This window comes from Leptolinea tardivitalis, assembly GCF_001050275.1.
Lineage (GTDB): Bacteria > Chloroflexota > Anaerolineae > Anaerolineales > Anaerolineaceae > Leptolinea > Leptolinea tardivitalis.
The window spans coordinates 19,159-33,819 of the sequence record NZ_BBYA01000014.1 but is presented as its reverse complement, the minus strand read 5'-3'; the positions used below and the strand labels follow the sequence as shown (position 1 = coordinate 33,819).

General features: G+C 43.2%; 12 protein-coding genes. All 12 read right to left on the bottom strand.

What is annotated here, in order from left to right; translation table 11 throughout:
- Positions 1-47 precede the first annotated feature (47 nt).
- Positions 48-1,466: a dihydropyrimidinase gene (hydA, locus tag LTAR_RS15520; RefSeq protein ID WP_062423226.1), complete on the bottom strand. Its 1,419-nt coding sequence runs from the start codon at positions 1,464-1,466 to the stop codon at positions 48-50.
- Positions 1,450-2,067 carry a DUF8743 domain-containing protein gene (locus LTAR_RS15515; RefSeq protein ID WP_062423225.1) on the bottom strand — a complete coding sequence of 206 codons (618 nt, stop codon included), beginning with the start codon at positions 2,065-2,067 and terminating at the stop codon, positions 1,450-1,452. Before LTAR_RS15515 ends, hydA begins: the two co-directional genes overlap by 17 nt.
- A gap of 45 nt (positions 2,068-2,112) precedes the next feature.
- Positions 2,113-3,579 (bottom strand): pyridoxal-phosphate dependent enzyme, encoded by a 1,467-nt coding sequence (locus tag LTAR_RS15510; RefSeq protein ID WP_062423224.1) that lies wholly within the window; start codon positions 3,577-3,579, stop codon positions 2,113-2,115.
- Positions 3,580-3,599: 20 nt separating this feature from the next.
- Complete coding sequence (locus tag LTAR_RS15505; RefSeq protein ID WP_062423223.1) at positions 3,600-4,544, bottom strand: glycosyltransferase family 2 protein; 945 nt, start codon at positions 4,542-4,544, stop codon at positions 3,600-3,602.
- Positions 4,545-4,567: 23 nt separating this feature from the next.
- Positions 4,568-5,815: a threonine synthase gene (gene thrC, locus LTAR_RS15500; protein ID WP_062423222.1), complete on the bottom strand. Its 1,248-nt coding sequence runs from the start codon at positions 5,813-5,815 to the stop codon at positions 4,568-4,570.
- A gap of 67 nt (positions 5,816-5,882) precedes the next feature.
- Positions 5,883-6,884 (bottom strand): ABC transporter permease, encoded by a 1,002-nt coding sequence (locus LTAR_RS15495; protein ID WP_062423221.1) that lies wholly within the window; start codon positions 6,882-6,884, stop codon positions 5,883-5,885.
- A gap of 9 nt (positions 6,885-6,893) precedes the next feature.
- Positions 6,894-7,934, bottom strand: a complete 1,041-nt coding sequence (locus LTAR_RS15490; RefSeq protein WP_062423219.1) for an ABC transporter permease — start codon at positions 7,932-7,934, stop codon at positions 6,894-6,896.
- Between the two features lie 12 nt (positions 7,935-7,946).
- Positions 7,947-9,419 (bottom strand): ABC transporter ATP-binding protein, encoded by a 1,473-nt coding sequence (locus LTAR_RS15485; protein WP_062423217.1) that lies wholly within the window; start codon positions 9,417-9,419, stop codon positions 7,947-7,949.
- 98 nt (positions 9,420-9,517) lie between these two features.
- Positions 9,518-10,837 (bottom strand): BMP family lipoprotein, encoded by a 1,320-nt coding sequence (locus LTAR_RS15480; RefSeq protein WP_201776013.1) that lies wholly within the window; start codon positions 10,835-10,837, stop codon positions 9,518-9,520.
- A gap of 100 nt (positions 10,838-10,937) precedes the next feature.
- Complete coding sequence (locus LTAR_RS15475) at positions 10,938-12,776, bottom strand: adenine deaminase (protein WP_062423215.1); 1,839 nt, start codon at positions 12,774-12,776, stop codon at positions 10,938-10,940.
- 136 nt (positions 12,777-12,912) lie between these two features.
- Positions 12,913-13,650 (bottom strand): glycosyltransferase family 2 protein, encoded by a 738-nt coding sequence (locus LTAR_RS15470; protein ID WP_062423213.1) that lies wholly within the window; start codon positions 13,648-13,650, stop codon positions 12,913-12,915.
- 62 nt (positions 13,651-13,712) lie between these two features.
- Positions 13,713-14,660: a carbamate kinase gene (arcC, locus tag LTAR_RS15465; protein ID WP_062423211.1), complete on the bottom strand. Its 948-nt coding sequence runs from the start codon at positions 14,658-14,660 to the stop codon at positions 13,713-13,715.
- Between the last annotated feature and the right edge of the window lies 1 nt (position 14,661).

The window sequence follows — 14,661 nt, the reverse complement described above, 5'->3', positions numbered from 1 at the left end:
AGAATTATTACAGGTATGAAACCAAACACAGATTGTATTCTGTCGCTTTAAAGAATTTCAGCAAATGGCTTACGGTAGAGAAATTTTCCGGATCCCTTTTTGCCGTACCAGGTGCTACCATCAACGATCAATTTTCCTCTGGAAAAGACCTTCTCTGGATAACCGGTCAAGCGCCAGCCTTCGTAAAGATTATAATCTGTCCGATGCTGTGCCACACCTACCCCATATATGACTTTTTTATTTGGATCCCATATGGCAATATCAGCATCACTGCCCGGCAGTATAGTACCCTTTTTTGGATACAAACCAAAAATTTTCGCCGGATTCGTACAATTTAACGCCACAAATTCATTTGCAGTGATTCTTCCCTTTTGAACACCTTCTGTCCAGAGTATTGGCAACCGATCTCCGACACCGGGAAGACCATTGGGAATTTTTGTGAAATCATCTTTGCCAAGTTCTTTTCCAGGGATCATTACAGGTTCATTTTCATAGATGATTGGTCTATTTCCTTCAAAGAAAAATGGGCAATGATCTGTAGACAGAACTTTTATTGTTCCTTTTTCCAAACCTTCCCAAAGTCTTAAATTATCTTCTTTTGAACGCATAGGTGGAGAACAAATCCATTTGGCTCCATCTGATTGATCAAGGTTTTCCTCTGTAAAGAAAAGATATTGAGGACAAGTTTCGCCCATTACAGGCAATCCTTTGCTGCGAGCATATTCCAATTGATCCACTTCTCCTGCGGCATTCATGTGGACAATATAGAGTGGAGCTCTTGCTTGGGCGGCCAAAGCACAGCCGCGCAGACTGGCTTCGACGGCACCCCAGGCGGGTCTTGTACGGGCATGCCAAACAGGTGACGTATTCCCGGCGGCTAATGCTTCCTCTATAAGCAGATCAATTACATCTCCATTCTCTGCATGGAGCATAGTTAACATACCGGCACTTTTGGCAATACGTAAAACCTGAAGGATTTCTCCATCTTGAAGGCGAAGTCGATTATTGTAGGCTGTAAATACTTTTAATGTAGTAATACCTTTTTTTACAAGACTTGGAATCTCTTTACCAATATCTTTATTGAATCGAGTAATATTCATATGGAACGAATAATCTGTTACTGCCAGATTATCTGTTCTTTGATGCCATGCTTCCACACTCTCTGTCAGTGTTTCACAATCTTGTGATACAAAATCGATTGTGGTTGTGGTTCCCCCGAAGGCAGCTGCTTTTTGTCCCGTATAATGATCATCGGATGATACCGTACCGGCCATAGGTAAGGCAAAATGTGTGTGAACATCCACCCCGCCTGGTAAAACATATTTCCCGGTAGCGTCATATACCTCATCTACATTGTCAGTTATTTCTCTACCAATTTGTAGGATTATTTCATTTTCAATCAAAACATCAGCCTGGTATGTTTCAGAGGCTGTGATAATTGTTCCACCTTTAATTATTTTCTTCATGGTGTCCTCCAGACAAATCTGTATCGTACAATTTATTCTTCCGGTTTTTTGGAAAATCTATCCATTGCATTAATGTTTCAAGCAAAATCATGTCATCAATCATGGAAGGTTCTTCTGATTCAAATGATGACTGATCTGAAATGGCTCTTTCCCTTAAACTCTGCCAGAGTAAACGTCTCTTATCAGATCTAACCACCAGATCATTTACAGTATCTGCATTGTTAAATAATTCACCAATTGTATATAAAAAAGTTATTCGTTTCCAGTTACCAGCTTTTATTGGATGATCTATACACGAAATCGGTCCCAATGCCAGTTTGTAGTATTCTTCATTGGCTCGTTTATGGTCCATCTCATCGTGAAACAATTCTGCCCGGGTGACCAATTCATGGCCATTAACCGGGCAGATATATTCTATTTGCCATCGATGATCTGCACCAAAAGCACCGGTTTGATAAAAAGCTAAATAATCAACATCCACTACCTTTGGTGCAGATTTTAATGGAATTCGATACCATCCCAATAAACGGGCTATCTCCAGATCTCTCTGATCCGGAAGTATACCAACAAGCATTAACGCTTCATCAGGGACAGACAGCAATGTGTTGCTCCGAATGAGAACACCAAATTCCTGTAGTTTTGATAATTACAAAAGTCCTACGCGATCATTGAATTCACTTATCAATGCATCTATTTCAGGAATTTGTTTCTGGATATCAGTCCAGTAATGATCATCATCCCACTGGGCATTGATCTCTTCGAAAGTTTTTCCCTGTTGCTCTACCCAGGTATAGTACTTCAGATTATGGATGCGTTTGCGGTCCATTGTAGTCAGGTCAAGCAGGTAATCAGAGGAAATACCCTTCAAGTAATGATCGAATGTAGCAGCCGCATCATTCTCGGTGAATTCACCAAATGCCTGCCGATATTCTGAAATCCGGCTGCCGTACAATTCCATAGAGTCAGTTAATACGGTGATGACGATATCTTCTTCGCCCAATCCTTCATATTTAGCGAATTTTATAGCGGATAGACAATTGGCAATTCCAGAAAATCCCAGCAAATCAAGTTGATTTACGATTTTTTCAGGAATTCCCTGTTTTTTTAAGTAGGCACGTCCCACCGGCTCGTTGAATAAACGCATAATATTGACTACGGCATTATCGTCAATCGCTACAACGACATCCGTATTTTTCACATTATGAATCCATGGCACATGCTTGTCGCCTATTCCTTCGATCCGGTGAGAACCAAATCCGTTCATCAAAAGTGTGGGACATTGAAGAGCTTCACTGGCGATGATCTGGCTGTTAGGAAATGCCTGTTTCAGGTAATCGCCACAGGCAATGGTTCCAGCAGATCCAGTTGTAAGGGCTACACCACCGAAACGACCACCTTTGCGTAATTCCTTTTTTATGACTTCTTCCATGGCGTGACCGGTGATTTCATAATGCCATAGATAGTTCCCAAACTCTTCAAATTGATTGAAAATCATCAAATCCTGACCGGATTTTCGCAATTCCCAGCATTTATCGAATATTTCTTTGACATTCGATTCGCTGCCAGGAGTTGCAATCGTTTCACCGGCAATTTTTTTCAACCATTCAAACCTTTCCTTGCTCATTCCTTCTGGAAGAATAGCTATGGATTGGCAGGCTAACAAGGCTGAATCATAGGCACCACCACGGCAATAATTTCCTGTCGAAGGCCATACGGCTTTTTGGGTGGTTGGGTCAAATTGGCCTGTCACAAGCCGGGGAACCAGGCAGCCAAAAGCAGCACCCACTTTATGAGCGCCTGTTGGGAACCATTTTCCTACCAATGCAATTACTCTGGCTTTTGTGCCAGTAAGGCTGGAGGGTAATTCTATGTAATTTACTCCACCAAAAGCTCCACCCTTGGCAACTGGTTCGTTATGCCAGGTGATTCGGAACAGGTTTTCTGGTGAAACATCCCATAATCCAATGTTTTTTAGTCCGGTTTTTACTTTGTCTGGAATTAAAGCCGGATTTTTCATCTGCGCATAAGTAGGAATAATGATATTCCGCTCCCTGGCCCGTTTGACAGCTCGTTCAAGCCGGTCAGGATGCATAGTCAGATCAATTTTTGTCATCTTTTTTCTCCTGAAATAGGTTATTTAGATGGTTTTTCTGGTGCTTCACTCACAATATATAACGGCCGACCTTTTACTTCATCATAGATCCGGCCAATATATTCACCCAAGATACCCAGGCAGATAAGTTGAACACCGCCAAGGAACAAAACCGCAAGAAGTGTGGAAGCCTGTCCGAAAAATGCTTGTGATCCTGCTATACGCATTATGATAACGATTGGTATGGCAATAATGCTGATTCCTGCAGCAACGAAACCTACATAGGTGGCAAGCTGCAAAGGAAAATAGGAGAAGCCGGTGATTGCATTCAATGCCAGCAAAAGCATCTTTTTCAAAGGATATTTTGTTTCACCAGCAAATCTCGCAGCCCTTTTATATGTCACACCAATTGACTTGAAGCCAACCCAGGCAGACATTCCCCTCAAGAAACGATGCCGCTCATGCATTGAATTCAGTACATCCACAACTCTCCGGTCCATCAACCGGAAATCACCCGTATCCAACGGAATATTCACATCGGTAATTTTATGAATCAGGCGATAAAAAAAGGAAGCGGTAAAGGTCTTAAACCAGCTTTCCCCTTCACGTTCTCCACGAACAGCATAAACCACCTGGTATCCTTCCCGCCATTTTTCAATCAACGGAAGAATGACCTCCGGTGGATCTTGAAGGTCAGCATCAATAATAACGACAGCCTTACCTTCAGAATAATCCAATCCTGCTGTGACGGCTATTTGGTGTCCAAAATTCCGGGCAAATATAATTGGTTTTACTTTTTTGTCTCGTTCACCTAATTCCCGAATCTGTTCAGTGGAGCCGTCCATTGATCCGTCATCAACCACAATCAATTCCCAGGTTTGACCGGTTGAATTCATCACCTCAGAAACTCGCCGGTACATTTCCTGAATACAATCTTTTTCATTGTAGACAGGAACAATAATTGAGAATTCTGGTTTGTTTGGCATGACGTTGTAATCCCTTCTATCTCCTATTTTCCCAGATGTTTCATCAGGGCTTTCATTGTAGGTTCTATTACGGGAGCGGGATTTACAGCCTGCATAGCCGATTTGATATCCTTTAGGCCATTGCCGGTATTAATGACTACGACAGGGTCATTTTCATTGATTAATTTTGTTTCGATAGCTTTCACCAAACCGGCATATGCAGTAGAACCGGCAGGCTCAGCAAATATCCCAACTTTTCCCAGTTCTGCAATTCCTGTTATGATCTCTTCATCAGAAACAGTAATATAAGCACCACCTGTTTCTCTTGCCGCTCTAACAGCCCGGACGCCATCACGCGGTAGATCAACACTGATACTATCGGCGATTGTTGTTGCCGAAATAGGAACGATTATTTCATTTCCGGCAAAGAATGTATTGGCTATTGCCGCAGATTTTTCAGATTGAATTCCAAAAATCCGAGGCATTTGTCTTAACCAACCCAATCTTTGCAGGTCTTTTAGACCTTTATGAATACCCGAAATAATATTTCCATCACCAACAGACACAAAAATGCAGGCCGGGCAAGAATCTTCGTCCAACTTTAAGAGAACTTGCTCCCATATTTCAAAACCGCCGGTTTTCTTCCCCTCTGCAGTGAATGGGTTGTAACCTGTGTTACGGCAATACCACCCAAATTCCTGGGAGGCTTCTATGGTTAGATCAAAGGCTGAATCATAATTTCCATCAACGAGAATAACCTGTGCGCCAAAAACAATTAATTGCGCCACCTTGGCGGCAGGAGCTGTTCTTGGAGCGAAAATTACCGATTTTTGCCCAACAGCTGCTGACATGCATGCCAAAGCCGCACCGGCATTTCCCGTTGAAGCTGTTACTACGACTTCAGATTTGATTTCCCTGGCCCGTGCCACCACAACTGAACTGGCTCTATCTTTAAATGACGCAGATGGATTTCGACCTTCATCTTTAATCCACAAATTTTTCAGACCCAGTTTTTTCTTTAATAATGGGGGGGAATATACAGGAGTTCCCCCCGCCATGCGCAGTGGAGTTCCTTCTCCTCCAGGATCCTTTACTGGTAGAAGTGGAAGGTATCGCCATAATGAAGGATCATCCCTTGAGATAATATCTTCAATCTGGTATTTTTTCTTGATTTCATCATAATCGAGAATAACATCCAGATTTCCGCCATCTTTAGGGCATGTATAAGTAAGTTGCTCTGCAGTGTATTCTGTTCCACACAAAGAACAACGATATCCCAAGAATTCTTTCATCTTTCACCTGTCTGATGTCTGATGTCTTATCTTTTCACCAATTCATTATACATCGAATTGTATACTTCTATTCATTTTCAAATGGTACACCCAGAGATGAAGGTGGATTGGTCTTCATGGAACGGAGTAACCGGCTGATTGCAGGCCGCACATTTTCCGGTAATCCCATTATCGTTCGATCAACCCATTCAGCGTTTCCAATATTGACTAAAAGTAGAGTAAGAATCATTAATGGAAAAGGAGCAACCTGTAAAACCTGGCTGGGAATTCCCGGGAGGCTGGTTTGCAACACCAATCCTAACCATTGCAGAAAAGCAAATAGATAGGCTCCCAGACTTCCACGTAATGGGTTCCATCCGCCGAAAATTACGATAGCCAGTACGATCCAACCAATTCCGTCCAATCCAGATATGGTGCCCTTCCATCCAGCTTTCACTGATAAGGAGTACATTGGTCCGGCAACTCCAACCAGTGCTCCCCCCAGGATAGTATAGATATACCGCATTTTATTTACATTTGTTCCACGGATATACGCAGATGCCGGCCTTTCCCCAATACCCTGCAAACTGAGCCCGGGGCGAGTTTTATAAACATAAATATTCGCAAAAATGATCAGTAAAAAACTTAAATAGACCAGAATGTCTTGATTAAAAAACAAGGTTCCAAGTATCGGAATTTTTGAAAGTAAGGGAATTTCAAAAGCCGGTGGAACACGGGGACCTGATAATCCCATAAATGGATTACCCAAAAAATAAGCCAGATCTCTACACATCAATGTTAAAACAAAACCAACTGCAACCTGCGATTGTTTTAATGTGATGCTTGAAAAAGCTACAATCGCCGCTACCAGAGCGCCAACAAAAGCTCCAGCTAAAAAACCTAACCATAAATTGTCAGTGCTGGTTGCCACAGCAAATCCAGTCATTGCAGAGAGGATGATTGTTCCATTGACAGACAAGTTAGTTACACCAGCTTTTTCCGTTATGGTTTCACCAATGGTGGCAAAAACAATAGGAGTAGCTGCGGCGATTACACCGGCCAGACCAACAAGAATGAGATTAAATTCCATAATTCTGACCTAAGCCTTTTTCTCGAAGCGTTTTCGTACGCCGTCCATCATCAAAACAAAAAGGACAAGCGCACCCTGTAATACGCCGGAAAGAGATGAATCTAATTTCATGACAATGGGTAATTGAATACTTCCAAAGTTTAGGGCAGCAAAAAAGAAAGCGACTGGAGCTGCCCAAATAGCCTGATAATTAATCAACATTCCCACCATCAACCCAAGGTACCCATATCCGGAGGAAATGGAAGGTATTAACCTGTGATATACCGCTAGAACCTGTAATGCTCCGGCTAGTCCTGCCAATCCTCCACAAATTAAGAAGGCAGACATCATGAAATTTGAAGTAGGTATCCCAAAAACGGAAGCCGCTTTTCGATTTTTTCCAACAGCCTTTAATTTCAATCCAAAGTGGGTATTGGACAACAAAACATATACAAGCACAAGTGCAAGAATTCCAATAAGAAGTGACCACCAACTTAATCGAAGTCCGGGGATGGTAGGCAGCCAGAGTGTATTAGCAAATGGTTCCGTTCCACTCATGGAACCGATACCTGGACGCTTCCACGGTCCAAATATCAGCCAGATAGTCATGGCTGTGGCAACAAAATTCAAACCCAATCCACCAAAAATCTCATTAACACCACCATAGGTTTTCAGTGCCCCGGCTAATGCCGCCCACAAAGCTCCACCAATAAATCCACTTAATACAGCCAGGAAAATAATGATTGCCGGAGAAACATCGGAATGCTGCAATAAACGAAGTACCAGTGTGGTTGAAATAGCTCCAAGTGTAATCTGGCCTTCAATACCGATATTCCACAAGCCGGCAGTAAAAGTGACGAGGGCTCCTGCAGAGGCTAACAGCAATGGAATCCATACCACAATAACATTTGTGATCGCTTCTATGGAGCTAAAAGATCCCACAAGGATGTTTTTGTAAGCTTCCAGCGGTTGGGCTTTTGCAATGAGCAAAATGATAGACGTAAAAACCAAAGCCAGAACAACCGCGGCTACCTGAATTCCAAATCGATACCAACGTGATCCGCTTTTCAATGGAGAATCTCCTTAGTTCACAAAGCCTTTTCCGCCAATCAATTGACCAAGTTGATCGACGTTTGTTTCTGCGGCAAGCATCGGTTTAGATACTTTTCCACCAAAAAATACCAGAATCCGGTCACTGTAGTGAAGAATTTGTTCAAGATCAGAGGAAATGAATATCACCGCTGTTCCGGTCTTGCATCTTTCTTTCAGCTTTTCCCATAACCAGATGGTTGATTCAAGATCCAACCCTCGTGATGGGTGTTCCAGCAATACCAGGCTAAGCGGTTCATTCAATAAAGCCAGAAGGGCGCGTTGCTGGTTGCCGCCGGATAATTCCTCAACATAGCTATCTGGTCTTCCCTTGATATTGAATTCACTGATCTTTACTTTTGTACGATGTAAAGATTCTTCTTGATCAATAAATAACTTTTTTGTGTCGCCTGTCAATATGAAGTGCTCTTTTAATGTAAGTCCGGGTATTAATCCTTCTTCCATACGATCTGCTGGAACATAGGCTACTCCAGTTTTCAGGTAGGAAGAGTATGGCTCGTGAGTAAGGTCATGCCCCTTTACAAGCAGTTTTGTACGTCCGGTCGTCGCCAATAATCCACCCAAAGCGCGCAAGAATAACCGTTGTCCGCTGCCTTCCATACCCGCCAAACCGATCACTTCACCAGCTTTTACATCAAGATCAACATCACGTATATGCAGCCGGGGATCTTCAATTTCGAGGTTATGTATCTCTACCACATTCTCTTCACTATGGCAGCCCAATCTGCTGCCCAATTCCATGGGCTTGCCAAACATTAATCGAACAAGATCATCTGTATGGTACGGTTGTATGGCTTCTCCGACCAGCAAACCTCCTCGGAATACCGCCGCCCTGTGACAGAGTGTCTCGATTTCTTCCAACTTATGAGAAACAAAAATCACGATCATTCCTTCTGATGCCAATCGTGTTAGTGTTTCGAATAATTTTTCTTTTTGAGAAGCTGATATACCCGTTGTGGGTTCATCCAGAATTAGAATTCTGGCTCCCATCCAGAGAAGCCTGATGATCTCTAATTGCTGGCGTTCTCCCACAGTCAATCCTTCGACATAGGCTTCTGTATCAATAGAAAAACCGAATTGATTGGCCAGTTTCTTAATATCAGCGGCTACCTTGCGCTTATTTGGAAAAAGTCCGCCTTCCTGGCCTATAAGAAGATTATCAATCACCTTCATTGGCGGAAAATCAAGCGGGTCCTGATGGAGCATTCCGATTCCGCGTTTCAGCGCATCCGAAGGAGAGTGAATCGTAATCACCTGGTCATCCAGCAAAATTTCGCCTTCATCGGCCTGAATAAATCCGGAAAGGATTTTCATCAGTGTACTTTTTCCGGCACCATTCTCACCAACTATACCCTGTATCGTACCTGGTAGTATCGTCAATGAAATATTGTTATTTGCGTGAACGGGACCAAAATACTTATGGATACTCCGCAGTTCTACTTTCATATTGGATCAGTTTGTTTTCTGGAGATTTGGGATTTTAGAAAAGTGGGAGGAAGGACTAACTCCTTCCTCCCCTTGGATTATTTCAGAAGGTTTTTATACTACGGAGCAACGCTCAAGCCTTCAATACCTTCCAGCAATTGCGGTTGATACCAGATCTGCTGATCAGTGGCTTTCTCGCCATCTTTCAAGAAATCTGTACCATCCTGCCATTTGATCGGACCCGTCCACAGGTTCAAACCACCAGCAAGTTCACCAATGAAAGCATCCAAATTCTTGGCATTTTCTTCAGACAAACCTTTGCCTTTGTTGAAGCCCATGGCAGAAGTATCGGGATTGTTGATATCTTTCCAATCCGGAGCTGCCCATTCCCAGTATGATTTGAAAGAACCATCCATTACAGCTTTGACAGCCTTTACATAACCGGGCCCCCAGTTGAAGTATCTGACACCCAGGCATACATCCGGAGCTTCATTGCAGGCATCCTTGTAATCATACGCCACAGCCCAGGCCTTCTTGCCGCCATCGACGGCTTTCTTTGTCTGCACCAGTGCTTCCATGGTATCAAGAGCAGAAATCAATACATCATGACCACTGTTCAAGAAATCATCAGATACAGTAGAGGGGTCAGCCGTAACACCAGGAATATTGAACCAGAAACCAATCCAGGTAACTTTCATCTTCAGATCTTTTGGATCTTTCTTGGCATAGGTTTCCCAGCAGTGTTTGGCGCCCAAATAGGTGGCGTTGGCAAAACGGCGGGTCTCATCATTGATCAATGGACCAACATATCCGATCTTTCCAGTCTGGGTGGTAAGGGCTGCAGCGCAACCACCGATCATTTCACCATATTCCATCTGAGACATCAGGTTGGAATAACCTTCCATTTCTTTATAGTTCTTGCCATCTTTCCAGGCCAGATCACCAGAGATGTGCAATACAGGAATGGTCGGATTGTTCTTTTTGAATTCGACCGAGGCGTCCTTGAAGTCATCCGAATTGAAGACGATTAATTTCGCACCTTTTGAGACTAATTCTTCGGCGAGCTGATCACCGGTTGTACCCGGACGGTCAGCAGAATTGACTTTATCGATGTAGATCATTTTGGTTCCTGGAACCATTTTCTCTACATACTGGCCGGCCAGATAGCTGGCTTCACTCCATCCATGATCATTATATGGACCAACCATAACAATACCGAACGTAAATTCACCAGCAGCAGTCGGGGCAGCAGCTTCAGCTTTTGTCGGTTCGGGTGCTTTGGTTGGTTCGGCAGCAGCAGGTTCTGCGGCTTTGGTTGGTTCGGCGGGTTTGGCAGGTTCTGCTGTTGGAGCCGGGGTAGCAGCCGGTGCACATGCAGAAACAAGCATGGATGCAAGCATAAACACAACTATGGTACGCCAGATTACATTCTTTTTCATAACTACTCCTCCTGTAAATTTGTTATTGAATTTGGGAAAATCAGCATTACATGATAAGAATTGCATCACCTCCTGACAAAAATATTCCGGTTCTATTACCCTATTTATTGACGACCAAATCAACAAATTTAGGCGGTTGACCGGGTTTCAGTTCAACCAATCCTTTGTTGGAAAGGTGTAACTCTTCCAAAACAATCAGACCCAGAAGGCTCAATGTCATTTCTACTGAATCAGCCGGACAGCCTGCCTTTTTAATGGCATCCTCAACCGCCCGAACCTGTTTGGCAGCCACAGCCACCGGTTCCAATGACATCAACCCTGCTAGAGGCAGCGGCATAATGGCTTCTATTTGACCGTCCACTACTACAGCGAATCCTCCGCCGGCTTCAATAAGGGCATTTCCTGCCACAGCCATAGCTTTATCATCAGTTCCCAAAACCATTAGATTGTGACAATCATGTGATACGGTGGAGGCAAAGGCAGTGTTGGGTTTAAGGGTAGCACCGGTCATAAATCCCAGCCCCTTTGTTCCCGTCAAACCTTCCTTCTCCTGATGACGATAAAAAATGGCTATCTTAGCAATATCTTTCGAAGGATCAGATTGCAACCCTCCATTGACAGGTGTCATTTCGGTAAATTCTTCCGTTGTGTGCACCATGCCAGGATAAACACGCATTACTCGAACAGTCTCTTTTCCACTAGCTGGAATAGCAAAATCTTTTTCGGTGAGTTTTTTCAGATGAACAGACTTCAAAGCCCATTCAGGATAATCATAGCGGGGCAATTCAACAACCATCTTGCCATCTTTTGAAACCAACACACCATCGGCATAGACTTCATCAATGGTTACATTTACCAGATCACTCAAAATAAGAATGTCGGCAGCCCGTCCGGGAGATATCGTTCCAATATAACGGGCTTTTTCCAAAAGTTGAGCTGTATTAATAGTGACCATTTGAATAGCCGTAATGGGATTCACTCCCTGACGAATAGCCTCGCGTACAACCCGCACAAGATGGCCTTCGTAGGCTACTGTCGCTGGTGTCACATCATCGGTTACCATCGAGAAGAATCGGGTATCAATTCCCGGATTCTCAGTAATGGCTTTGATGGTATTTGGCATATCCAACCAGGCTGTACCATAACGCTGCTGAGGATACATACCTAATTGAGCTCGTTTTAATGTTGCTTCTGCCGTCGTCGACTCGTGGCAGGCATTCATACCAGATGCAATGAATGCATTTAAACCCTTATTCAATTCCAGAGATGCATAATGCCCTGTTAAAATAATACCCGCCTTCAAAGAGGCGGCTGTAATGGCATGAGTATTGGGATCACCATAAATAACACCAGGGAAATTCATCTGTTCTCCCTGCAATTGAGCCCAACCCTCTTCATATGCTTTAGCCACTTCTTCGGCTGTGATTGTTGCACCGGCATCTTCAAAACCCGGAATTGACGGAACACAAACAGGCATAGCCAGGAAAACCTTTAGCGGTAATCCTTCTGCCGCTTTGTGAAATAATTCAACAGCTTTCAAACCGAATACATTTGTTATTTCATGGTTGTCTGGACAAATGGTAGTAGTTCCATGGGGCAATATTCCCGCAGCAAAACTACGGATATCAACCATGGTGCTTTCGATATGCATATGACTGTCAATAAACCCGGGAGCCAGATAACGTCCATTGGCATCGACAATCTTCGTGTTTTCATCCGCAAGCACGTGATCGGCATTGCCAACCAGTGCAATAAATCCGTGTTTAATGGCAATATCAATCCCCGGTTGAATCTGGGACGTATTGACATTTATTAATTTTCCATTTTTGATAATCAGATCAGCGGGAAGAAAACCCATGGCAACAGCAGCCATGTCGCGTGTTACATCGTGCAATGCTTTTCTTTGATGATAGTAAGTTCCAGATTTAGCAACAGTCATTTTTTCTCCTTACTGTAATAATGTTTCAACCAACAAAGGTTGTTGTTCGTTATATCAGGCAGAAAAACTTGCTTTATTTTGTTGCATATCGAACTTCTATTATTTTGTTCCATCCCCGAAAGGAAACAATTCTATTTTATCTTAATTGTTTGCCTCCCGAGAATGCTTCATTCAGGTCATTCTTAATTTGAACCTGCCACCAGACTTTAATTACATCGGTTAATGTGTTCTTTAAAACTTTCCATTTGATTGCATTTGATTTACCGGTTCTTCTATATTCAACTTCAACCGGGTATTCTGTAATGCGATAACCGGCTTTGCTTGACTTTATCAACCGCTCGGCTTCAGAAAATGGCGTCGAGGAAATTAGCGGAAATCGTTGAATGATCTCTTTGCGTACAAGCTTAACTGCTCCGGCATCATATGTATTTACTCCAAAGAAAATTTTTGGAATCAAATTAAAGACCATCGAAATAAATAAACGACCAGGTCCATATGGCTTTCGTATCCGACTGGCAATGATGACATCCCATTGTTCTGTCATCGGAAGCATATGTATCAGGCTTTCCGTTTTCCATTGTCCATCAGTGGAATTTAGAAATACAAAATCTTTCTCCGCCTTTTGATTCAACTCCTCGAAGGTATCCCGGATACCTTTATTCACAAGGTGATTTATCACTCTTACTTCCGGCTTCTCCGCAGCAAAACTCTCAATGATTTTTCCTGTATTATCGCTGGAGGCATCATTGCAAATAATCAACTCAAAGTCAATTTTCCATGCCGTCAACAAATCGTAGGCATGCTCTAAAACTTGTCCAACTGTTTTTTCTTCATTGTAGGCTGGAAAACAAACAGAGACGCTCGGATAATTCATGATTTAACCACCATAGAATAAGATGAACCCCTGACAACAATTCATGTCAGGGGTTCATAATACTACGGAACTATCCAGGTACCGGTCTCGCCTTTCAATGCGCGGCCAATATTCTCTGGATTTGTAATCAAGGCTTTTTTCCCGCCGGCATCCAGGAATTTCAAGATTGCCTGAATTTTTGGAAGCATACTGCCTTTGGCAAAATGCCCTTCTTCCATATACTTTCGGGCTTCAGCTGCTGTCATCTTATCAATCCACTTCTGGTCTGGTTTATTAAAGTTGATAGCCACTTTTTCTACCGCAGTGCTGATAACAAAAAGATCAGCATTGATAAGATTTGCCAGAAGTGCAGAGCCGAAATCTTTGTCAATAACAGCCTCTACTCCAACGAGATTACCGTTTTCATCTTCAATCACCGGAATCCCGCCTCCACCAACACCGACAACGGTAAAACCAGCTTTGATCAGTGAATTAATGGCTTCTGCTTCAACAATCTTCTGGGGTATTGGAGATGCGACTACACGTCTCCAACCCCGCCCGGCATCTTCCACCACAACCCAGCCTTCTTTGTCCCGACGTTCTTTGGCGGTTTTTTCATCCATAAAACTGCCAATAGGTTTGGTGGGATTCTGGAAGGCTTTATCGTTTCGGTCGACAATTGTCTGTGTTACGATAGCCGCAGCCTGTTTTTTCATACCACGGGCAAGAAATTCATTATGCAAAGCCATTGCGAACATATAACCGATGGAACCCTGCGAATCTGCGCCACAGAAATCCAATGAAACATCGTGCAATTCATGGCGTGATAGTTCTGAGCGGCGAAGAATGAATCCAACTTGCGGTCCATTGCCATGAGTCACTACGACTTCCCAACCCTGTTCGATCATATCTACGATGTGCTTCATCGATTCCTTTCCAGCATGATACTGGTCTGGAATTGTCTTGTGGTCTTCATCTTTGATTAATGAATTACCACCAACAGCGACAACAGCAACACCTTTTTTTTCCATT

Coding starts and splice junctions, on each gene's coding strand:
- LTAR_RS15505 (WP_062423223.1), bottom strand. CDS start 4,544: ATGCCAAACAAACCAGAATTCTCAATTATTGTTCCTGTCTACAATGAA.
- arcC (WP_062423211.1), bottom strand. CDS start 14,660: ATGGAAAAAAAAGGTGTTGCTGTTGTCGCTGTTGGTGGTAATTCATTA.
- LTAR_RS15480 (WP_201776013.1), bottom strand. CDS start 10,837: ATGAAAAAGAATGTAATCTGGCGTACCATAGTTGTGTTTATGCTTGCA.
- hydA (WP_062423226.1), bottom strand. CDS start 1,466: ATGAAGAAAATAATTAAAGGTGGAACAATTATCACAGCCTCTGAAACA.
- LTAR_RS15475 (WP_062423215.1), bottom strand. CDS start 12,776: ATGACTGTTGCTAAATCTGGAACTTACTATCATCAAAGAAAAGCATTG.
- thrC (WP_062423222.1), bottom strand. CDS start 5,815: ATGAAAGAATTCTTGGGATATCGTTGTTCTTTGTGTGGAACAGAATAC.
- LTAR_RS15495 (WP_062423221.1), bottom strand. CDS start 6,884: ATGGAATTTAATCTCATTCTTGTTGGTCTGGCCGGTGTAATCGCCGCA.
- LTAR_RS15485 (WP_062423217.1), bottom strand. CDS start 9,419: ATGAAAGTAGAACTGCGGAGTATCCATAAGTATTTTGGTCCCGTTCAC.
- LTAR_RS15470 (WP_062423213.1), bottom strand. CDS start 13,650: ATGAATTATCCGAGCGTCTCTGTTTGTTTTCCAGCCTACAATGAAGAA.
- LTAR_RS15510 (WP_062423224.1), bottom strand. CDS start 3,579: ATGACAAAAATTGATCTGACTATGCATCCTGACCGGCTTGAACGAGCT.